General features: G+C 43.2%; 17 protein-coding genes. 2 read left to right on the forward strand and 15 right to left on the reverse strand.

The annotated features are described in order from the left end of the window. The 4 genes from H571_RS0101825 to putA form a co-directional block, all read right to left on the reverse strand. Positions 1–2315 (reverse strand): two-partner secretion domain-containing protein (locus H571_RS0101825; RefSeq protein ID WP_156887826.1); only part of this gene is annotated, 2315 nt, incomplete at its 3' end. Next, positions 2260–4077 (reverse strand): ShlB/FhaC/HecB family hemolysin secretion/activation protein, encoded by a 1818-nt coding sequence (locus H571_RS0101830; protein ID WP_027847814.1) that lies wholly within the window; start codon positions 4075–4077, stop codon positions 2260–2262. The genes H571_RS0101830 and H571_RS0101825, both read right to left, overlap by 56 nt. 243 nt (positions 4078–4320) lie before the next feature. Continuing rightward, a complete protein-coding gene (putP, locus tag H571_RS0101835) occupies positions 4321–5805 on the reverse strand; it encodes a sodium/proline symporter PutP (RefSeq protein ID WP_027847815.1) in 1485 nt (494 codons plus the stop codon). Between the two features lie 18 nt (positions 5806–5823). After that, positions 5824–9054, reverse strand: a complete 3231-nt coding sequence (putA, locus tag H571_RS0101840; RefSeq protein ID WP_027847816.1) for a bifunctional proline dehydrogenase/L-glutamate gamma-semialdehyde dehydrogenase PutA — start codon at positions 9052–9054, stop codon at positions 5824–5826. 145 nt (positions 9055–9199) lie between these two features. On the opposite strand from putA, the gene H571_RS0101845 reads away from it, so the two are divergent. Further along, the gene (locus H571_RS0101845; RefSeq protein WP_211219747.1) at positions 9200–9955 is read left to right on the forward strand and encodes a helix-turn-helix domain-containing protein; all 756 of its coding nucleotides are present in this window, start codon (positions 9200–9202) and stop codon (positions 9953–9955) included. Between the two features lie 26 nt (positions 9956–9981). On the opposite strand, the gene H571_RS0101850 is transcribed toward H571_RS0101845, so the two are convergent. From H571_RS0101850 to H571_RS0101890, 9 genes are all read right to left on the reverse strand, one after another. Next, positions 9982–10287, reverse strand: coding sequence for a helix-turn-helix domain-containing protein (locus H571_RS0101850; RefSeq protein WP_027847818.1), 306 nt, complete (start codon positions 10285–10287; stop codon positions 9982–9984). Beyond that, positions 10280–10654, reverse strand: a complete 375-nt coding sequence (locus tag H571_RS0101855) for a type II toxin-antitoxin system RelE/ParE family toxin (protein WP_027847819.1) — start codon at positions 10652–10654, stop codon at positions 10280–10282. The genes H571_RS0101850 and H571_RS0101855 overlap by 8 nt, the downstream gene beginning before the upstream one ends. 106 nt (positions 10655–10760) lie before the next feature. After that, the gene (locus H571_RS0101860; protein WP_027847820.1) at positions 10761–12611 is read right to left on the reverse strand and encodes a V-type ATP synthase subunit A; all 1851 of its coding nucleotides are present in this window, start codon (positions 12609–12611) and stop codon (positions 10761–10763) included. Beyond that, positions 12611–13306, reverse strand: a complete 696-nt coding sequence (locus H571_RS0101865) for a hypothetical protein (protein ID WP_027847821.1) — start codon at positions 13304–13306, stop codon at positions 12611–12613. The genes H571_RS0101860 and H571_RS0101865 overlap by 1 nt, the downstream gene beginning before the upstream one ends. Next, entirely contained in the window at positions 13306–13989 is a 684-nt protein-coding gene (locus H571_RS0101870) for an ATPase (protein ID WP_027847822.1), read from the reverse strand. Before H571_RS0101870 ends, H571_RS0101865 begins: the two co-directional genes overlap by 1 nt. A 9-nt stretch (positions 13990–13998) precedes the next feature. Then, entirely contained in the window at positions 13999–14445 is a 447-nt protein-coding gene (locus H571_RS0101875; RefSeq protein ID WP_027847823.1) for an ATP synthase subunit C, read from the reverse strand. Continuing rightward, on the reverse strand, positions 14433–16214 hold the full coding sequence (locus tag H571_RS0101880) for a V-type ATP synthase subunit I (RefSeq protein WP_027847824.1): 1782 nt from the start codon (positions 16212–16214) through the stop codon (positions 14433–14435). The genes H571_RS0101875 and H571_RS0101880 overlap by 13 nt, the downstream gene beginning before the upstream one ends. After that, a complete protein-coding gene (locus H571_RS0101885) occupies positions 16211–16816 on the reverse strand; it encodes a V-type ATP synthase subunit D (RefSeq protein WP_027847825.1) in 606 nt (201 codons plus the stop codon). Before H571_RS0101885 ends, H571_RS0101880 begins: the two co-directional genes overlap by 4 nt. A gap of 14 nt (positions 16817–16830) precedes the next feature. Then, a complete protein-coding gene (locus H571_RS0101890; RefSeq protein ID WP_027847826.1) occupies positions 16831–18198 on the reverse strand; it encodes a V-type ATP synthase subunit B in 1368 nt (455 codons plus the stop codon). A gap of 247 nt (positions 18199–18445) precedes the next feature. Here H571_RS0101890 and H571_RS0101895 point away from each other — a divergent pair, with 247 nt between their 5' ends. After that, positions 18446–18880 carry a c-type cytochrome gene (locus H571_RS0101895; RefSeq protein WP_245562308.1) on the forward strand — a complete coding sequence of 145 codons (435 nt, stop codon included), beginning with the start codon at positions 18446–18448 and terminating at the stop codon, positions 18878–18880. A 37-nt stretch (positions 18881–18917) separates the two neighbouring features. Here the strand turns inward: H571_RS0101895 and rep are convergent, their stop codons facing one another. Beyond that, positions 18918–20954 (reverse strand): DNA helicase Rep, encoded by a 2037-nt coding sequence (gene rep / locus H571_RS0101900; protein WP_036217257.1) that lies wholly within the window; start codon positions 20952–20954, stop codon positions 18918–18920. Between the two features lie 36 nt (positions 20955–20990). Then, the gene (gene trmL, locus H571_RS0101905; RefSeq protein ID WP_027847829.1) at positions 20991–21488 is read right to left on the reverse strand and encodes a tRNA (uridine(34)/cytosine(34)/5-carboxymethylaminomethyluridine(34)-2'-O)-methyltransferase TrmL; all 498 of its coding nucleotides are present in this window, start codon (positions 21486–21488) and stop codon (positions 20991–20993) included. Between the last annotated feature and the right edge of the window lie 6 nt (positions 21489–21494).

The raw sequence follows: 21494 nt of genomic DNA on the forward strand, positions 1-21494 counted from the left end.
GTTGCACCGGTATAGGTTTGGGTACCTGTGGTAGTGACATCACCAGCTAAGTTGGTAGTGCCTGTAATTACTAGAGAACTAGCTTTTAGCTCCTTGTTATTTGCTAAATCAAAATTACCAGTAACTTTAAGAGAATGTACATCCATGTTACTTTTTATTTCTAGTTTAGATGCTAAACCTATTAACTCTATATCTACATCTTCGCCTTGGTAACCAGTTACATCACCTATTTTATCAATAGTTAGGTTTTTGCTATTTTTTAACTTTAATTTTGCAGAATTTCTTCCGCCTCCACTAGTTCCACTACTGTTTCCAGCTAATCGTGTAATGCTGTTGCTGCTTGAGCCAAGATTTATATTTCGTGCTGTACCTGTGCCAGAGATTATAAGTAATAAGTTATTTGCAATTATCCCACCCTGGCCAGAATCTTGATTAATAATTGTTGCAGCGTTGGCAGTGCTAGTAGCTTCCATTTTTAAGCCACCAGTACCAGAGTTTATTTCACCTAGGTTTAATTCAAAGGTGCTAGCTTTTAAGTTTATTTCATTGTTACTACTTTTAATACTTGCCTTGGTTGTAATAGTACCTGTTGCTTCAATGCTAATAGTGCCAGTGGTATTGATTGCTTCATTTAGTGTTAAGCCTGCAGATAGGCCCATGAGAACTTTTTCAGCAGTAATCCCTTTTTTTTCAGTACCTGATGAGTTTTTTATTTTATCTATTGTTATATTGTGTCCAGTATTGATAAAATTAAAAGAACCAGTTGTATTTGCTACTAGGGTTGTTTCATCTGTACTCGTATTGCTAATCCAAGCTACATCATCACTGAACACACCTAGATTGTTTGTTTTTGTTTTTATTCTTAGTGTATCACTCGTACCAAGACTACCTTTTGCTTCAAGTAAAACCTTGCTGCCAGCAATTTCTCCTTCTACAGCAATTTCTCCTGCAGAATTAAGGGTAACTTCATTACCACTTAGATCACCTTTACCCAAAATACTGCTTGTGGCAGCTGTTGTTTCTATTTTAATGTTGCCATTATTGGTTGTTATACCACCATCTAAAGTTATTTTATTTACAGCCTCTAGAATGATGCCAGACTGGTTAGTAATTATATTTATTTTTGCGTTAGTATCTTGGCTTATGCTGTCAGTAGCTTTTATAATAAGGTTGTCTGATTTTGAATCAATAGCTCCGCCAGTAGTAAATATCTGGTTTCCACTTAAATTTATCTTGTTGCCTAAAAGGTTAATGGTTCCACTTTTTGCATCAGTTGAATTAACTATAATTTTACTTTGATCATCTAAATTTAATAAGGAGTTAATTGCATTAAGTGTGACTGTTCCTGCGTTATTTCCAGCACTTGTTGCGCTGGCATCTAATTCACCTGTATTAGCAACAGAACTTAAAGATCCCCCACTACCAATAAGCTTTATTGTACCACCAGACGAGCTAATACCTTTTGCCCTAATTAATCCTTGATTATTTACCACATTATCAAAAACGCTGGAGGCAACCTTGCCTTCAATAATTATACTGCCACTCTCAGAATTAATTTCACCTGTATTACTATTTAAAATAGCAGAGCTTTTTGTTTCTAGGTTTTCTGCTAGAGCTTCAGTAATAGTAAATTTTAAAAGGTTGTCACCAGCAAAGTCTAAAGTTATGGTTTTACCAACAGCTAAGTTTACTTGTCCTGCATTAGCAAAAATTTTACCCGTATTTTCAATACGCTTACCCAGTAGAGTAACAGTACCTCCAGTTGCTGCTTTTATCGTTCCGGCATTTACTACATCTCCGTTCCCAGTAGTTTGATTAGCAGTTAGCTGGCTGTTCTTAGCCATAAAGTCAGTAGTGTTTAACTGATGTCCTGAAGCAATTAATGAAGCTACATTTACCTGAGCAGTGCTGGTGAAATGTAACCCATTGGAATTGACAAGGATAACCCGTCCATTGGCATTAATGTTTCCTTCAATAAGACTTGGGTTAGTATCATTAATCTGATTTAGCACCCAAGCATTAGAGTTTGGCTGTGCAAATTGTACAGTATGGTCTTTGCTAACATTAAAACTAGCCCACTCAATCGCTAGGCGGTCACTGGTTTGCTCAATTTTAGTATTGTTGGCGTCAGGGTTAGTAATTGTTCCTGTACCACCAACCACAGCGCCTCCAGTTGGCCCTGCCGCATAGAGTTGGCTGCTGCCCATTGCAAGCATAGCTAGCGCAACAGCTAGTGCTGTGGGTTTAAGCCTAGGCTGTTCAGAAATGCCAGGCAAAGTCGAACCACGCTTGTGGTTTCGCTTCTGTTTTGTCATTTCCAGTCTCGTCAAGTAAAGGTTTGGCTAGTTGTAATCTTAAGCTTAGTTCATTAGGTACAGAAAAGCGTAACCCCGCACCTAGGCTGGATAATTGAAAATTACCTTCAATTTCTCTAGGTAAAGGGTCGTTCTTATTACCAATGGCATGATCATAAAAAATTGAAAACTGGAGTAGATCTCGCCACTTCCAGCCAGAAAAAGCTTGGCTATCACCCAAGAAAGGTGCCTGAATAATGTATTCAAGTGCAATAAAAGCTGCTGAATCATAAAGGGTATAAGAAGCTAAATAACCCCTTAAATGGTCAGGTCCACCTGCAGCATATTGCTCAATAGGAACCAGTAGGCTTGGTGAGTATTGCAGCTCGCTTCTTAGTAACAGAGAGGAGTTATTTGTTAAGTTTTGGAGGCGAGAATAAAAGAAAAACAACTTAGTAAACTCACCTTCTGCATAGGGTGCTCTTTTGTCTGAATCTAGCGTAGCGCCTTGTCGGCTAGGTACAGCATCTCTCGCACTTCTTTTTTCATACGCGCTGGCAGAATCACCCATAGAACCTAGAAAGTCATTAAAGCCTTTACTTACTTCTACACCTAAGTAATTTAAACCATTAAAACGAGTATCAACGGAATCATAGTTAACACCAAGAGTAAGTACGGTAAGCTGGTCACTATTTTGTTTTTTACCCATGCGGTTAGTTATTGCTTGTTTTGAAGCCAAATCTAATCGGGTTGAAAGGTTCTTTTCTCGGCTACGAATCCAAATATAACGTCCGCTTAAACCATATTGGCTAGAAGAGCCGCTTATCTCCAAACCTTCAAACTCTTTACCCAAGTCAACATCAAAAGTGTTGTGACGTAAAAAAGCATTGGCTTGCCAATTTTTACTAAGAATTAGGTGGTATTCACCTGCTAAATAAAGACTATTAGCTGGTTGGGCACTTTGTTGAAGGACAAGGCTTAACCTATCTGCATTTCCTGTTAAATTATTCCAATGAACTTGTGCACGGCCACGGTATTGTCCGGTAGTTTCTGATCCATGATTGTCAGCACGGAGGGTGAGATTGAAGCGTTCTTCATTAGGTACCTTGATGAGCAGGTCAGCTTCACCAATTTTTTTACCAGGCTGGAACATACCAAAAGCTGCTAAGCCGGGGAAATCAGTTAAAATAAGCAGGGAGGATTCAATGTCATCCTGAGCCACTGGTTCATTTAGCAGGCTTCTGAAAGGTCGCTCAAGTGTTGATCTACTATAAATCTTGTTGCCATCAGCTAATACTTGCCCAAGCTTTCCCTCGATAACTTGTATTTTTACCTGACCATCTTCAACTGTTTGTACAGGTAAAACAGCTTTAGATAAAATGAGGCCTCGTGACCTATAGTAGTTAGTAATCTGGTTGGCAACCTGCTCTAGTTGACCAATTGTAAACTCTGATGTGCTAGCTCTAGCATCTTCTAATATGGCTTCTAAATCAGCAACAAGAATAGAGTGGTGAGGCAAGTCTCTTGCATCAATAAGAAGAAACTTATTAACTGTAATTCTATCGCCTTCATCCGTAGCTAAAGGGCGTTCAACTAAAGGTGGGATAGCTAGCAGATTTTCAGGCAAAGATGGCAACTTGGTTTCTAAATCTTGCCTAGAGCTGCCAGGTTTTGCACTGTCAGGCAGGACAACGTCTGCCCAAGCTGGAATATGATAAACAAATAACATTAATATCAATACAACGATAGGATGCTGCTTGATTTCTAGTTTAATGAATAGCATAAACAACAAACTCAACCTGGGTGTTTTGCTTGATTTGATTTAGTTACATAAAGGTTTTAGCGTAAAGAAAGGCTGCAGTATTACTAAGCAGATGCTAGCACTATAGACTTGAGGTAAGAAGGGTTATTTAGTATTATTTTTAATATATAGCATTGATATATCACCAATTGTTTTTCTATATAAGTTTTTGCTGTTTTAAGTTTTCTCTAATCTTGTTATTGAAAGCCGTCCCTGGCTAAAGATTTATTTAGATGCTTCTTCAACTACCGCATCAAACTCTTGTTGAACTTCTTCACTAGGCTCAGGGCTTATTAAACTCATTACAATCATAGCGATACCCGCCAAGATAAAGCCGGGGACTATTTCGTAAAGCTCAAAAATACCACCACTCATATTCGCCCAGCTAACAACAGTAACACCACCAACAACAATACCCGCCATTGCGCCGAGTGCTGTCGAACGCTTCCAGAAAAGTGAAAGCAGTAGCACAGGACCAAAGGTGCCACCAAAGCCAGCCCAAGCATAGGAAACTAAATCCAATACAGTGCTGTTTTCGTTAAGCGCTAACAACATGGCAGCAAAAGCGATGAAGACAACGGTTAAGCGACCAACCTTTACAAGTTCTTTTTCACTGGCATCTTTGCGGAACAGTGATTTATAAAAGTCTTCTGTTAAGGCTGAAGAAGAAACCAATAGCTGAGAATCGGCTGTTGACATAATCGCTGCAAGAATAGCGGAGAGCAGAATACCAGCAATCAGTGGGTGGAAAAGGGCATTCACCATAAACATAAATATGGTTTCGCCATCACCTAAGTCGCCTTTAATAAATACCGTACCAATTAAACCGATTAGCATGGCACAAACGAGGGTTAAACCACTCCAAATTACAGCGATACGGCGAGCTGTTGGAATTTGTTTGTGTGATTTGATCGCCGCAAAACGTGCCAAAATGTGGGGTTGGCCAAAATAACCCAGCCCCCAAGCAACGGCACTAATAATACCTAGGGCACTTAGGGCCTTGCCTTCGGCATCACTAAACCAAGTGAGCAGGTTAGGGTTTAGGTCATTGATGCTACTGAAGGTTGCATTAACCCCACCCAGTTCACCCATAGCCCAAAGCGGCACAATAGCAAGCGTGACTGCCATCATTAAACCTTGCAGTAAGTCTGTCCAAGAAACAGCTAAAAAGCCACCAAACATGGTGTAAGACATAACCGCCAAGGTACCTAAGATAACGGCCATTTTGTAATCTAGGTTGAAAACGGTTTCAAAAAGCTTGCCTGCTGCAACCAAACCTGACGAAGTGTAGAAGAGAAAAAACAGCAGAATAAATAAAGCCGAAACCACCCTTAACATATTGGTTTTGTCACGGAAACGCTGTTCCAAAAATTCTGGCAAGGTCAAAGAATTGTTCGCTTTGAAGCTATAAAGACGTAATCTAGGTGCCATAAATAGCCAGTTCAACCAAGTACCTGCTAATAAGCCAATCGCTATCCAACTAGCACTTAAACCTGAGGCGTAGGCTGCACCCGGCAGACCTAAAAGCAACCAGCCAGACATATCCGATGCGCTAGCTGAAAGGGCAGAACTCCAAGGGCCAAGGCTTCGGCCACCTAGAATATAATCTGCAAGGTTTTGTGTGCGCTGATAGGCCACCCAGCCTATTGCCAGCATCACGCCTATGTAGGCAATAAACGTCCAGCCTACGACAGTGTTATTTACAATCATAATTGAATACCTTTGTTTTTATAGTTGAGTCGTATCTTCATCTGACTGGGCAAGTAAACTGGCATTACCCCCGATGGCAGCGGTATTAATTGTACGAGTGCGCTCTGTAGCAAAGCGCAACAAGTAATGAGGACCGCCCGCTTTTGGACCGGTCCCAGACAGCCCCATACCACCAAAGGGCTGAACGCCAACAACCGCACCAATTAAGTTGCGGTTGATGTAAAGGTTGCCAACCCTTAACTGACTATCTAAGTAGGCGGCAAACTGTTCATTACGACTCTGAATACCACAAGTTAGGCCGTAGCCTGTGCGGTTAATACTAGCAATAACTTGATCAATTTCAGAGGCTTTATAAGTAAGCAGATGTAAGATAGGGCCAAATTGTTCCTTTTCTAACTCTTCTAACTCTTCTAGCTGTTCAATCTTTATGGCTGTGGGTGCAACAAAAAAGCCTTGGTTAAGTGCTTCTGGCAGTTGAGTTTCACCAATAATACGGCCTTGTGCGCGAAATTTATCTAGGTGGGCTGTTAGGCCTTTTCTAGCCTGTTCATCAATCACCGGCCCTACATCGGTTGCCGGGTCGCGTGGATCACCTAGTTGCAACTCGGCCATAGCGCCAATTAATACTTCTGTTAGCCGCTCGGCAATTTCTTCTTGCACAAAAAGAATACGCAGTGCAGAACAGCGCTGCCCTGCACTGGTAAAAGAGGATTCAACTATGTCGGCAACTACCTGTTCAGGCAGTGCGGTTGAATCAACAATCATGGCATTTTGACCGCCTGTTTCAGCAATTAAAGTGGCCAGCGGTGCATTTTCACGAGCAGCAAGTGCACGATTAATAACCTGAGCTGTGGCAGTAGAACCAGTAAAAGCAACACCCGTTACTCGAGGGTCGCTGGTTAATAAAGGCCCAATTTCAGAACCCTTGCCCGGTAGCAACTGCAATACATTGCGTGGAATACCGGCTTCATAAACCAGCTCCATACAACGACTAGCCACCAGAGATGTTTGTTCGGCCGGTTTAGCTAAAACGCTGTTGCCAGCCACCACCGCAGCTAGGGTTTGACCAAGAAAAATAGCCACGGGGAAGTTCCAAGGGCTAATGGTTACAAAAATGCCACGACCGGTTAAATACAGCTCGTTAGATTCACCTGTAGGACCAGGCATAACCTGTGCTTCACTAAACTTTTCTTCTGCTTGTTGGGCGTAGTAGCGACAAAAATCAACTGCTTCACGTACTTCAGCAATGCCATCAGCCAGTTGTTTACCGGCTTCTCTGGCACATAAAGCCATTAGCTCGGGCATATTTTCTTCTAATAAATCAGCTAACTTATAAAGGCAGGCTGCTCGCTCGCTTACAGGGGTAGCATTCCAGCTTGGAAAAGCTAGTTCAGCGGCATCCAGTGCTGCACTTACTTGCTCTGGTGAAGTCCACTGCATTTCCCCAACCAACTGTTCTTGATCAAAAGGACTGAAAACCTTGCTAGTAGCACCAGCAGGTAGATTAATTGATTCAGCTAGCCAAGGTTTGCCTGACCATTGGTGAGCAGCGTAGCTGTGAATTTTTTCTAAGAGCGGTTTAAGTTGTGCGTTAATATTCAAGCTAAGCCCCCGAGCATTAATACGGTTTTTGCCATAGAGATTTAAAGGAAGAGGAATGTTTGGGTTAGACCAAGATTTTTTATTGGCCAGCTGTTCTAGTGGGTGAACGGATAAATGCTCAACAGGTACTTTCTCATCGACTAGCTGGTGAACAAAAGAAGAGTTGGCACCATTTTCTAATAAGCGTCTAACTAAATAGGGGAGTAAATCTTTATGAGCGCCTACAGGAGCATAAATACGGCAATAACTGCCTTTAGGTGCAAGCTTAAGGGCTTGGTTGTAAAGTGCTTCACCCATACCATGCAAGCGTTGAAACTCTAGAGGTCTATCGCCTGCCATCTCTAATAAACAGCTTAATGTATGCGCATTATGGGTAGCAAACTGCGGAAAAATATGCCCTTTAGCTAAATCAGAAAGGGCTAAACGGGAACAGGCTAGGTAGGCTAAATCAGTATTGGCTTTGCGGGTATAAACAGGGTAGCCAGCTAAGCCTAATTCTTGAGCATGTTTAATCTCGGTATCCCAATAAGCACCTTTCACTAGGCGAACAGGAATTTCATCACCTTGCTCTTGTGCCAGTTTTATTAACCAATGCATCACCGGTAAAGCACGTTTGGAGTAGGTTTGTAATACTAAGCCAAAACTTCCCCAACCCTTGGCGGCTGGGCTGGCATAAACAGCGGCAAACACTGCTAGCGATAACTCTAAGCGGTCGGCTTCTTCAGCATCAATAGTAACGGCGACATCTAGCTCACGCGCTCTTAGTGTGAGTTGCGTTAAGCTGGCAGTCAGCTCTTTTAAAATACGCTCACGTTTACCCGCTTCATAGCGAGGGTGTAAGGCAGATAGCTTAATAGAAATGGAGGGGGCGGGCGCATCACCGGCTAGCTTGGCACCTTTTTTACCTAGTAACTCGATGGCTTCTAGGTAGGCATCAAAATAAACTTGAGCGTCTTTGGCTGTTCGTGCAGCTTCACCGAGCATATCAAAGGAGTAGGTGTAACCTTGATTGAATAAGGGCTGACCATTTTTTAAGGCTTCATTCAGTGTGCGGCCTAATACAAACTGGTGTCCCATAATTTTCATTGCCTGTGCCATAGCAGCACGAATCATGGGTTCGCCAAGGCGGTTCACTAACTTATTTAAAACGGGTACAGGTTTTTGATTGCGCTGATCTAAATTAACTAGCTTGCCAGTCATTAATAAGCCCCAAGTTGAGGCATTAACCAGCAGGGAATCACTTTTACCTAGGTGTTGTTTCCAGTCTGCCACAGAAAGCTTGTCACGAATTAACGCATCGGCAGTAGCGCTATCAGGTACACGCAGCAAGGCTTCAGCAAGGCACATTAACAACACGCCTTCATGAGTATCTAAGCTATATTGCTGTAGAAGCAGATCAATACTGTCAACGGCATCATCTTGCTGACGTACGGCTTTTACCAGTTCAATGGTTTGTTGCTTTAACTTTTCTATAGTTGAGGGCGAGTGGTTAACTATTTTTACCAACTCATCCATAAAAGTGTTTTCATCAACTAAAGCATGTTGAGTAATCGACTCTTCTAGTTCAGCTAAGTTAGCTTTTTCTAGCTCTGGGTAGAGTAAGCCTTGGGCATCTAAATGGTGGGTAGTTTTATCCCAGTGGGTCATAGCAAACTCCAAATAAGAATTATTGTTCTTCTCTAATTGAATTCTGGCGGGTATTAAGAAGGTTTATTTGTTTGAAACTCTGAACCTTTTGTTCCAAACTCAGTAGTAGAGTTATTTAGTAGGGATTTATTAAAAGGTAAGCGTTATGCAGCCAAGAACAAGAATAAGGTGTTTTCCTTTACCTGAGCGTTGTTTGCACCATGATCATAATTACCATCAGCTAGTGATTGCCTTGTCGGGCAGTGCCGAGTTTGAAATAGCCGGTTATGGTGGGCGAGTAGATGCTTTGCATGGTTGTTTAGTGCCTTCGGGCGAAGTGCATTTTTATGAGGGCTTGGGCGAAAACCAGCATATAGTCATGGACTTGCCGCAGTTGGCAGCAGGCCATAGCTTTCAGCGCCTGTTTGATAAACCCCGCTACTTTAATGCTGATACCAGTTTGCGCTTACTGCTTAGTTTTATGGCAAGAGAAGCAAGTCTGTGGCAGGTTTCAGATGCTGCGGCAGAAGGCATGAGTCAGGTGTTTTTAGGCTCACTTTACCAACGCTTGTTTACTGCTAACCCTCAGTTAGCTGGCTCTCGCAAACGCTTAGATTTAGTCAAGCTAGAAGTTTATATTCAACAGCATTTAAGTGAAAAGTTGCCAGTGGTGCGTTTAGCCCAAGTTGCCTGCGTAAGCCCGGGGCACTTTCATCAGCTTTTTAAAGAGGCCACGGGAAAAACGCCAGGGCAATACCTATTGCAAGCACGTTTAGAAAGAGCCAGAGAGCTGTTAATACAAACCCACCTACCTTTAGACTTAGTGGCCCATCAGGTTGGTTTTTCTAGCCAAAGCGCACTAACCCATGCTTTTAAACGAACCTACCAACAAACACCGGGGCAAGTAAGGCGTTTGCACTGACTTTTAAGTCAATGTTTTATAAATACTTAGGCTAAAACATCTAGCCCTTTTTTTGCTACAAGATTAAGTAGTTTAAGTGAAGGCCCATTAGGTTTTTTTGTACCTTGCTCCCACTTTTGAACGGTAGAAATACTCGTGTTTAAGTAGGCTGCAAACACACCTTGGCTTACTTTAATGTGTGTGCGGATACTTTTAATTTGTGATGCCGTATATTTCTCTACAGGAGGTAAGCAGAGAGCATCAAACTCACGCAAGGTGGCTAAATCCATTACGCCAGCAGCATGTAAGTCTTCAGCACTAGAGTGAATGACATCTAAAATAGATTTATTCATTTTTTGTTACCTCAATTAATGCACCCTGCAAAAGCACTTTAGTTAGCTCTTGGTCGCTGTAACTAAAATACTCTTTAGCTAGGTGTTTCAATGCTTTTAATTCATTGGTGTTAATGTTGCTACGAGCCTTCTTAGAAAACCCATAAATAAAAAATGCGCTTTTACCAGTCTTGTAGGCTAAAAGTGTTCTAAATCCACCACTTTTTCCTTTTCCTGTTAACGCTATACGTTTTTTAAAAACATTGCTTCCTAAGTTTGCATCGACAAGGCCACGATTAATTTCATCAATAGCTATTAGTAATGAAGTATCACTTAAGCCTTCACTTGTTGCCCATTGATTGAACCAGCGGTTTTTAAATACTCTCATTCAGCAGCCCCTTAATGTGTTTTATTGTAGCACTAAGTGCTATAAAAACAAAAACCCCACGCAATTATTTGGGTGGGGGTCGCTAGTGTAAGTATTTAGTTAATTGCTAGTCCTGCTCTTCTTCTGCTTCGGCTACCTTAGGCAAGACTAAGCCACTGAGCTGGTGGATTTCTTTCCAATAGCGTTGGTAGTCTGGACTGCCTTCAGCACTGTAGTTAAGGTTTTTGAAGGCGCTGGTTAGGCGAGTGAAATGCTCACGAATCGTGTCTTTTTCAGGCAGGGGTGGGTGTTCAAACAAGCAACGCTGTAAAAGTGCAAACATGGTTTGTTGGCGCTGCATCGAGGTTGAACCATCAACATCATCAAAAGCATCCTGCTGCAAATAGACTTGGTCTAAACATTGGGCACGGTTAAAGATTAAAAAGTCGCCCAAGGTGACACCTTCTTCACCGGTTACTTGCATCATCTGCTGCATTTCTTCACCTTGCAGCAGTAAGTTATGCATCTTTTTAACATTGTTTACCCAGTTTTCGCTTAGGTTTTCGCCATACCATTCTGAAAGCTGATCTAGGTAACGTGACCAAGAAATTAAAGGGTCAACGGCAGGATAAGCACGCTTATAAGCACGGTCGGCGCTTAAACCTAAGAAGGTTTTAACGGTACGCAGCGTAGATTGGGTAACGGGTTCTTCAAAGTTACCGCCCGCTGGAGAAACCGTGCCTATTAAAGTTAGGCTGCCTAGCTCACCTTCGTTGTTGGCAATTAAACCAGCTCGCTCGTAAAGCGCACGAATAGACGAGTCTAGATAAGCTGGGAAGGCTTCTTCGCCTGGAATTTCTTCTAAGCGGCCTGAGGTTTCACGCATGGCTTGTGCCCAACGTGAGGTGGAATCAGCAATAACCAATACGTTGTAACCCATCTGGCGGTAGTATTCGCTTAAAGTGATGCCTGTATAAATCGAGGCTTCACGGGCAGCAACTGGCATGGATGAGGTGTTACAAATAATGATGGTTCTGTCCATCAAGGTGCCACCTTTGGGGTCGGGCAGGGCAGGAAACTCGGTAATGGTTTCTACTACTTCACCGGCTCGCTCACCACAGGCAACAATAACCACTATATCTACATCAGAAAAGCGTGAAATTAAGTTTTGTAGAACGGTTTTACCCGCCCCAAAAGGCCCAGGAATACAGGCAGTACCACCTTTAGCAACAGGAAAGAAAGTGTCGATCAGACGAATTGAAGTCAGCATGGGTTCGTCTGGGTAACGCCGCTCACTGAAACGCTGAGCTAAGAGTGGCTGAGAAACAGGAATGCGCACTGGCCACTTTTGCTGCATAGTCATTTCTTTTTCATCACCATGGCGGTCACGAAAGCGTGCTACGGCAGTATCTACAGTAAAAGTACCTTCTTGAATCCAAGTGATTTCTACTTCACCCACCTGAGCAAAAGGCACCATGATTTTGTGCTTAAAACGGCCTTCTTGAACCTGGCCTATGGGGTCACCGGCTTTTAAACGTGCGCCCACTTTAACACTGGGCTGAAAAGCCCATTGCTTTTGAGTGTCTATGCCTTCGACTTGCAAACCTCGTGGCAAGAAAAAACCGTGCTGGGTCGCAATTTGTTCTAAGGGGCTTTGCAGGCCATCATAAACTTCACCCAGCAAGCCTGGACCCAGCGTAACGGAAAGCATTTGGCCTGATTGGCGAACAGGGTCACCTATCGCCACACCACGGGTGTTTTCAAAAACCTGTACATCGGCTTCGCCATGACGAACACGCAATACTTCGGCTTGCAAAAATTCTTGGCGACCATCGTCGGGCGTACGTGTTGGGCAAATATAAACAACTTCGTTTTTAACCAGTGGGAAAAGCTTCCCTCTTTCATCTGCTTCAAGTCGAATAGTAACGATATCGTCACGTACACCAGCAACTCGGGCAGTAATCTGTGCATCCTTCATTAGGAAAGTTCCTCAAAGGCTGATTCCAAGTGTTTTGTGATGGCTGAAGTTCCCAGCAGTTGTTCACTCATGCGCTTAAAGGTATCTAGCGCGAGAGAAGCATCACTTTTAATGTGCTGTTCTGCTAAACCCCAGCGTAATACAAAGCAAATTACGCTTTCTAGGGTGAACTGAAAGCTGCGTTCAACAAATAACAGGTCCTTCCAGAGTAGATTAGTAAGCTGATATTCAAGCTCGCCCGAATGCCCTTTGTTTAGCAAGGGTTGTAACTTGCTTAAAAAAGGCAGAGCAGTGTCTAAACCAAATAAAGGGTCGTGCCAATTACGGCGAATGAGTCCTGTCCAGCGTCCATAACCATAAAAGCTTTCTGGGCTATGCCCTTCACGGCGATAGCGTAATGCCGCTAATAAGGTTTGCCATTCAAGGCGTAAACTAATGCGTTCACGAATAGGTTGGGAGGTTATTTTTTCTAGCTGGCGCTGCCAATTAAGCACTAGCGGTTTGTCGGGCAGGTTTTCTAGTGATGCTTCACTCTGGTGGTAAAGTTTTTCAGCTAACTGCAACTGTAACAAGTCCTCATCGCTGAGCATTGTTAAGCGTCTATCTAATGCAATTCTTGAGATAGGCAGTTGCTTGCACTTGGCCAAAGCAGGGAGGTTTGGCAAGGCAGTTACCAGAGTATAATAGCGAGTCACTAGCGAATAACTCCTTCGAGCAGCGCCCTAAAACGGGGTTGCAAGTGAAGTAGTAAAAGCTGTGCTATCGCCTTGTCGGTTAGATCAACTTCCACTTCTTTATCTAGCAAACGAACACGAATACCTTCACCTTGATGGCTGTTAAAACTTACGCCTTCACGTAGCAAGTCGGCAGAAAGTGATTGTACAAATTGGCTTAAACGGCCTTCTTTGTATTCACTGGCATTGCGGCGTAGCTCATCTAAACCAATAAATTGAGCTGGTAAGAGAACTTCTACTTGGTCTGCGGCATTAATTTCAGACTGATCTCTAACGCGACCGACTAGCTCTAGAATCATGCGCTGCATAAACTCTTGGCTGTCCATCTGTTGTTTAATGAGACGCTCAACTTGATCGGTAAAACTACGGGCTAGGCTTTCTTTCACATCAAGTAGTAAATCACGAGCGGCCATTTTTAGGGCATCTTCACCGGCTTGACGGCGCTGAGCTGCTTCTCGTTCTGCTTTAGCTTTTAGCTGATTGGCTTCATCCTGTGCTTGTTTAAGCAGCAACTTAGCTTCTGCCTGAGCATCTTTTAAAATTTGTGCAGCTTTATCACGACCCTTCTGCACACCCTGATCTTTAAGCTGATCAATTAAAGCTTCAATACCTGACGAGGCGCGGTTCTTCTGCAATTCAGTCATTTTCAGCTCCTAGGCAGGTACACCAGCACTGATTACCAGAGCAAAAATAAAAGCGAAAACAGCAAAGCCTTCAACAATAGCGGCTGGCGCTAAGGACATGCCAAAAATTTCTGGACGAATTTTTGACACATTAATGGAAGAAGCACAGCTGCGACCCTGATAAATAGCACTGAACATTAGCGCCAAACCACAAAGCAAGCCTATCGCTGCAAGGCCAGGGGCGTTGTCTAAAGTAAGCTCACGATTAAGCGCAAACATAACCACTATGCCGTAAATAGACTGAGAAGAAGGCATCGCAGAGATACCTATATAGCGGCCATGGCCGGTTTCAGTTTCTAACAGTGCGCCTGCCGCAGCCTGACCAGCCAAAGAACAGCCAATCATGCTACCTATAGCGCCCAGTGCCATAGGGCCATAAAGCCCAGCCCAACCAAGGGCGAGTATTAGGTTATCCAAGGTGTTACCTCCCGTTTTGCAAAAGGCTGGAAGGGGTAACCTTCATCAGCCAAACTCCAGTTATAAAACTCAATAAGGTTCAAGCGCAGGCCATGTATGACTCCGCTAACCACGGTTAAAACAAAGTTCAGTAAATGGCCTATTAATAGAATAAGCATTTGTAGTAGTAAACCTATGCCTGGTAGGGCAGCACCAACATCAGCAGCGAGTTGGTTAAATGTAATGGCAAGTGAGGCGCTAGCTAAGCCTAGGGCAAATAAACGTAGGTAGCTAAGCACATCACCAAAAATTTTAGTTAGGTTGGTTAAAGCCAGTAAACCAGAGACAAGGGTTGCTAGGCTGAAGCTGGTTTTTTCGCCAGAAAAAAGCAGTACCATTACCAGCCCAACACCAAATACCACCCAATGCAGCTGGGTAAAGCCAAATATCCAACCAAATAATGTGGCTAGAACAGCCGTTGCCCAGCCGATTGAAGACAGGGCTTGCGTTGACTTGCGCCTAACCCAAGCCATCATTAGATTGCCAAGAATTAAATGCGCGGCGCCAATACATATAGACAGTAGCATCATGGAATCGAAGTCATTCACATCAAGTATTTTTAGCGAGCCAAGGAAGGGCAGCGGCGCAGAAGCACCAAAATACCCACCGACCAGCACACCCCAAACAAAGCCAGCACCGGCAAGTGCAGCTCCCATAGCGCGCAGGCGGCGATGGGTTTCTGTGTGGCTCATGGCTTTCCAGTAGTAGGCAATAATGGCACCTAAAACCAGCGAGTAGCCTGCATCGGACATGATGATGGCAAAGAAGCTAACAAAAGAGAAAAACACCACGCGGGAAGGGTCCCAGCTACGATAGCCTGGTGTTTGGAAGAAACTCACCACTTCTTGCCCGCCACCCACCCGTTCAGAGTTATCTAAAAAGGTAGGTGGTAATTCAGTTTCTTCAGGGTCTTCGCTTAATAAGACTAAACCCTGTTGTTCTGCAAAAAGTTGTAGCTGGTCTAAATCACGTTCAGCTATCCAGCCTTGCAGGGCAAAGACTTCATCAAAGTCTAAGGATTGGTTAGCGACTTCGGTTAATAATGAAGCATCAGCAGTGCTAGCAATACTACGCTGTAATAGATAAATCCAACGGGTTAAGGCTTCGCGCTGCGCTTCGGTTGCTTCTAAAGCAATTTCGGTTTCTTCTAGTTTTTCACGTAATTGACTAAGAGGAATATAGCCTGTGTGAGTACGTGCTACTGGCATTAAATTAGCGGCAGGTTCTTCTGGTGAAATAACCACTAGATAGCTATTACGGTTACCTTGGTGAACCACTGTCCAAGGTAGGCTGGTGGTTGCCACTTCTTTCATTTTAAAGTTGGGAACTAGATAAAACCAAAAACGCTGATGGTTTAAATCATTTAAATCGGGTAGCGAAAACTCGCCCCAAGGTTCTAAATCTTTTATACGTTTTTCTAAGAAATCACGCTCTTCCGTGAGCGAAAGACGCTCTGAGTGGTTTTTATCAACGGCATGAACCACTTCTTTTAGATTAAACTTGTTTTCACGGGTAACTTGGCGGCGCTTGTTAGGACAACTAAGCAGGTATTGCAAAGAGCGCTTTAAAAGCTCTGGATTAATTTCTTCATCTTCTTCTACTTTGTGGGTGCTGACTTCTTGTAGAGGAATAATATGCATTAAACCTAGCTTTTGTAACTTGTCTAGGGTGTGCATTTTGTTTTCTGTTAAGCCAATTAACGAGGCTTTTTTAAGTTGCAGAATACTCATGCCTGTTCTGCCTTAAGTCGTTTGTTTTTAGCTATTTTAGAAGTAACTACAGCTGCCCGCTCATTGTCGGAAAGCACAATACGAATTTTACGAATATTCTTTTGTGCTTGAGGAATAAGCACTTTATCAAAGAGATTTAAGCGCTGAGTGGTTTTTTGCACACCCTTATTGAGTAATTCTAAGCGCTTATTCAATATTTTTTGTTGCAGTTCTATTTCTGTTGCTTTAATTAACAAGCGGGCTAAATGATCCATCCAGTGATCAGTGGCTAAAAAAGAATAGGGTTTGATGGCAAGTTTTAAACTGGTGATTTCAGGTAGTAACAAGCCAACCAAGTTAACCTGCCCCACTTTAATTTCTTGCACATCAATCAGTTTATCAACCGCACCAGGAAAGTTAGCCAGCATAGGTAGCTGTTCGCTTACTTCACGGTGCAGCGCTTCTAGCTCTTGGGTTCCTTCTAAGAGTGCTTGGCGTGCTTTGGCACGCGCGGCTAAGAGTTGTTTGCGCTTTAAGTCTAGCGCAGGAACAAACTTTTTATAGGCCTTAACCTTACCCGTTTCTTTATTTAGCGTGCTTTTATTCAGTGCTACCTTTCTCACGGCTGCAACTCCTGTCAGGCGTTTTCAGTAGCGGTTTGTTTAGGGAAGTACTTATCAATTAAGTTTTGGCGCATTAGCAGTTCTTCTTCTTTGAAACATTCTGCAAGGGTTTGCCAACCTAGGTCTAAGGCTTCTTCAAGCGGCATACTAATGCTAATTTCCATAAAGCGTTCGTGGAAAAGTTCGCCAAACTTAAGCACTCGCTCATCGAATTCACTTAAGTCAAACGACATGGATTGCTTTTGCTGGGCATCTTGTGCGGCAGCATAAAAGCGAATTAGGGTGTTCATAATTTGGCTGTGGTCTTCACGGGTTACCTTACCAATAACGTGTTGTTTTAAGCGTGACAGCGAGCCGAAAGGATCAATAACGCCATTGTTTAGGTAAAACTGCCCTTCGGTAATATAACCCGTGTTATCGGGTACTGGGTGAGTCACATCATCGCCGGGCATGGTGGTTACCGAAAGAATCGTTACTGAACCTGCGCCTTTGTAGTCACAGGCTTTTTCATAGCGTCTTGCTAGCTGAGAATATAAGTCACCAATATAACCACGGTTAGAAGGGACGTGCTCCATAGAAATACCAACTTCTTTAAGCGCATCGGCATAGGCTGTCATATCAGTTAACAGTACCAATACACGCTTACCTTCATTAACGGCATAACGTTCAGCAACCGCCAGTGCCATATCAGGAACTAGCAAGGCTTCTACCGTTGGGTCAGAACCCTGATGTACAAACATTACGGTACGTGCTGAAACACCTGAGTCTTCAAAGGTTTTGCGGAAGAAATGGTAGTCATCAAAAATAAGGCCTATACCGCCAAAAACAATGATATCAGCATCGGCTTGCGAACCAATGCGGGCTAATAGCTGGTTATATGGTTCACCAGCAACAGAGAAAATGGGGATTTTTTGGCTTTCAACTAGGCAATTGAACACATCAATCATCGGCACATCGGTGCGAATCATGCGAGAAGCTAGAATACGTCTGGCTGGATTAACGGTAGGGCCATCGATTTCTATTTTAGGTTCATCAGCTAAAGAAGGGCCGCCATCTATGGGGCTGCCTGTACCAGAAAAAGCACGACCTAAAATATTGGGAGAAAAGGTAACTTCCATAGGGCGACCTAGAAAGCGCACAACAGAATGGGTAGAAAGGCCTTTAGTACCAGAGAAAACCTGTAACGAAACCTCTTCACCTTTTAATAAAATAACCTGAGCGGTTCTGGGTAGTACATCTTGGTTATCTGTGCTGCCTTCAATTAATGCTAGGTCACCAAAGCTGATTTGCGAAGAGCTAGCTTCAGAGGCGGGAACCTGTACCTTGACGATATCACCAATGATTTCAAGGATACGAGAATAACGAATTAACAACTGAGACACTTCCACCTCCATGCAAAGCGGGAACGCTAAAACTGCCTTCTATTTAAGCAGCTTACATTTATTTCGCAAGATAATAATTCTTTATGCGACAAAAGATCATTAGATAGATGGTTACGCAGCTGTGCTTAGTTGGGTATAATCAGCCCACAAATTTTTAGCATTAAATTAAATACAACAGGCAACAGCAGGCTTAAGGGTTATGAATCTTATCCTAGTTGCCCAAAAAAACAGACTAGAGGTGGTGAGAGTGAAACATAACATTCAGGTTGCCCGTATTCTGGCTGCAGCAGCTGTTTTAGGTTTAGGCCTTTTAATTGCAGCGCAAGCCACGGCCAGTAACGTAAGTGCAGACGCTATTGCTGAACGCCTTAAGCCATCGGGTGAGCTTTGCTTGCAGGGTATGGATTGTGGCGGTGTAGCTGCGCCTGTAGTGGTTGGCCCTAAATCTGCAGAAGATGTTTATAACGGTTTATGTATGTCTTGCCATGATACGGGTGCAGCTGGCGCTCCTAAGCGTGGCGATGCTGCAGCTTGGGCACCACGTATAGAGCAGGGAATAGCTACTTTGTATGATCACTCTATCAATGGTATTCGCGGTATGCCAGCTAAAGGTGGTAACCCTAAGCTGTCTGACGACGAAGTTAAATCAGCCGTAGATTACATAGTAGAAGCTAGCCGCTAAAACAAAAAAGCCTGCATTAATGCAGGCTTTTTTTACATCAGCTATTCAGCATGGCTCTTAAAGCGCTAATCCGGTCTTTTTTACGTTGCACCTTATCTTCTTTGGTTTCTTCTTCTGTATTGCGGCCTTCCCACTTTAAATCTTCTTCTGGTAGCTCATCTAAAAAGCGGCTGGGTGTGCAGTCGAACATTTCACCATAAGTTTTACGCTGCTTTGCCATAGAAAGGGTTAATACCTTTTGGGCACGCGTTATGCCCACGTAAGCAAGGCGTCTTTCTTCTTCAATAGTATCTGACTCTATGGAATTGCGGTGGGGTAGCAACTCTTCTTCCATGCCAATTAAAAATACTTGAGGAAACTCTAACCCCTTAGAAGCATGCAAAGTTAAGAGTTGTACCTTGTCAGAATCATCCTCTTCTTCTTGCTGTTCTAATAAATCACGTAGAACCAAGCGGGCTATGGCTTCACGAATACCTACTTGGTCGTCGTCTTCCTGCATTCGCTTTAAGGTTTCTGCTAAAGAATCTATTAATACCCAAATATTGGCATAGCGGCGTTCTGCGACAGTGGGTGAACTGGCATTTTGGTGTAGCCAAGCTTCGTAATCCATGTCACGAATCATTTCACCTAAGGCGGCTATAGGGTCACCGGTTTCACACTGCTGCATAATACGGCCTAGCCAATGCGTAAAGCGTCTTAAACGCTCCACTTGGTTTGCTTTTAAGTACTGCTCTAAACCCATTTCATCGCAGGCTGAAAAAAGACTGATTTCACGATCTTTTGCATAGGTGGCTAGTTTTTCTAAAATAGCCGGTCCAATTTCACGGCGTGGAATATTAATAATGCGTAAAAAAGCGTTATCGTCTGCTGGGTTAATGAGTAGCCGCAAGTAGCCCATAATATCTTTGATTTCATTGCGAGCAAAAAAGCTAGTACCGCCGCTTATTTTGTAAGGAATTTGAAAGGCTTGCAGTTTTATTTCTAAAATACGCGACTGGAAATTACCCCGATAAAGCACAGCAAAATCTTTCCAGTGGCAGCGCTCTTTAATGCGTCGGGTCATTATTTCTGCCGCTACTCGTTCGGCTTCCGCTTCTTCATTTTGGCATTCTATTACTCGAATAGGGTCACCAAAACCGAGTTCACTCCACAGCTTTTTTTCATGCACATGGGGATTGTTGGCTATTAGCTGGTTAGCAGCTTTTAGAATACGTTCAGTTGAACGGTAATTTTGTTCTAGCTTAATAATTTTTAAATTAACAAAGTCTTCACTCAGTTGATTAAGGTTTTCTGGCCTAGCACCTCGCCAAGAGTAGATGGACTGGTCATCGTCACCTACCACAGTAAAGGTTTTTCTTAAGTTGGTGAGCAACTTAACCAAGCGGTATTGGCTGATATTGGTGTCTTGGTATTCATCTACCAAAAGGTAGTGCATTCGGTGTTGCCACTTTTCTAACACGTCTGGCTGGTTTTGAAAAAGCAGTACAGGCAGGCGAATTAAGTCATCAAAATCAACAGCGTTATAGGCACGCAAGTGGCGGTTATATTCTTCATATACCTTAGCAGCCAGTGGGCTTTTAGGGTTGTCGCTTGCTAGGTTGGCTGCTTCTTCTGGTTCAACTAAATCATTTTTCCAATTAGAAATTAAATATTGAACCTGGTTAATAGTGTCGGTATCGGCTTGCTCATCCTTGTGCATTAAATCACGCATTAAAGCCTTGGTGTCTTCGGTATCAAAGAGAGAGAAACCACTTTTATAGCCTAAATGTTTAACTTCTTTGCGAATAATGTCTAAGCCTAGGGAGTGAAAAGTTGAAACGGTTAAACCTTTGGCCTCTTCGCGGCTGAGCATTTTGTTCACCCGTTCACGCATTTCACGGGCGGCTTTATTGGTAAAAGTTAAGGCACAGATGTTACGAGCTGCCATGCCACGATTGCGAATTAAATAGGCCATTTTACTAGTAATAACACTGGTTTTGCCTGAACCCGCACCGGCTAAAACTAGCAGTGGGCTATCCACTTGTTTAACGGCTTCTAACTGATGTTCGTTTAAGCGGGCAAGAATTTTTTGCATAGTAAAAGTTATTGCTCAAATAGTGGCTAGTCTGGCTTAAAGGGTTGCAGCTGATGTTGAGTCAAGTGTTAGCTCAGCACCTGTAAAACCCAGCTGCTTCCAAGCTTCATAAACAATTAGGCTGCAAGCGTTAGATAGGTTCATGCTACGGCTATTAGGTAGCATAGGAATACGTATGCGCTGTTCTGCTGGTAGGCTTTCAATAAACTCGGCTGGTAAACCACGGGTTTCAGGGCCAAAAATTAACAGGTCGTCATCACGGTAGTTTACCTGATGATAGGAGCGCTTACCCTTGGTAGTTAAAGCTAAAACCCGCTTAGGGTTAAGGCTAGTTAATAGCGCTTCTAGGCTTGGGTGTACACTCACGGCTGCCCATTCATGGTAATCCAAACCCGCTCTGCGTAGGCGTTTGTCATCTAGCACAAAACCTAAGGGTTCAATTAAATGAAGGCGAAAACCGGTGTTGGCGCATAAACGAATAATATTACCGGTATTGGGCGGTATTTCAGGCTGATAAAGTACGATGTCGGGCATGGTTGA

Origin of the sequence: Marinospirillum minutulum DSM 6287, from assembly GCF_000422325.1 — a bacterium.
In the GTDB taxonomy this organism is placed as follows: Bacteria; Pseudomonadota; Gammaproteobacteria; order Pseudomonadales; family Halomonadaceae; genus Marinospirillum; species Marinospirillum minutulum.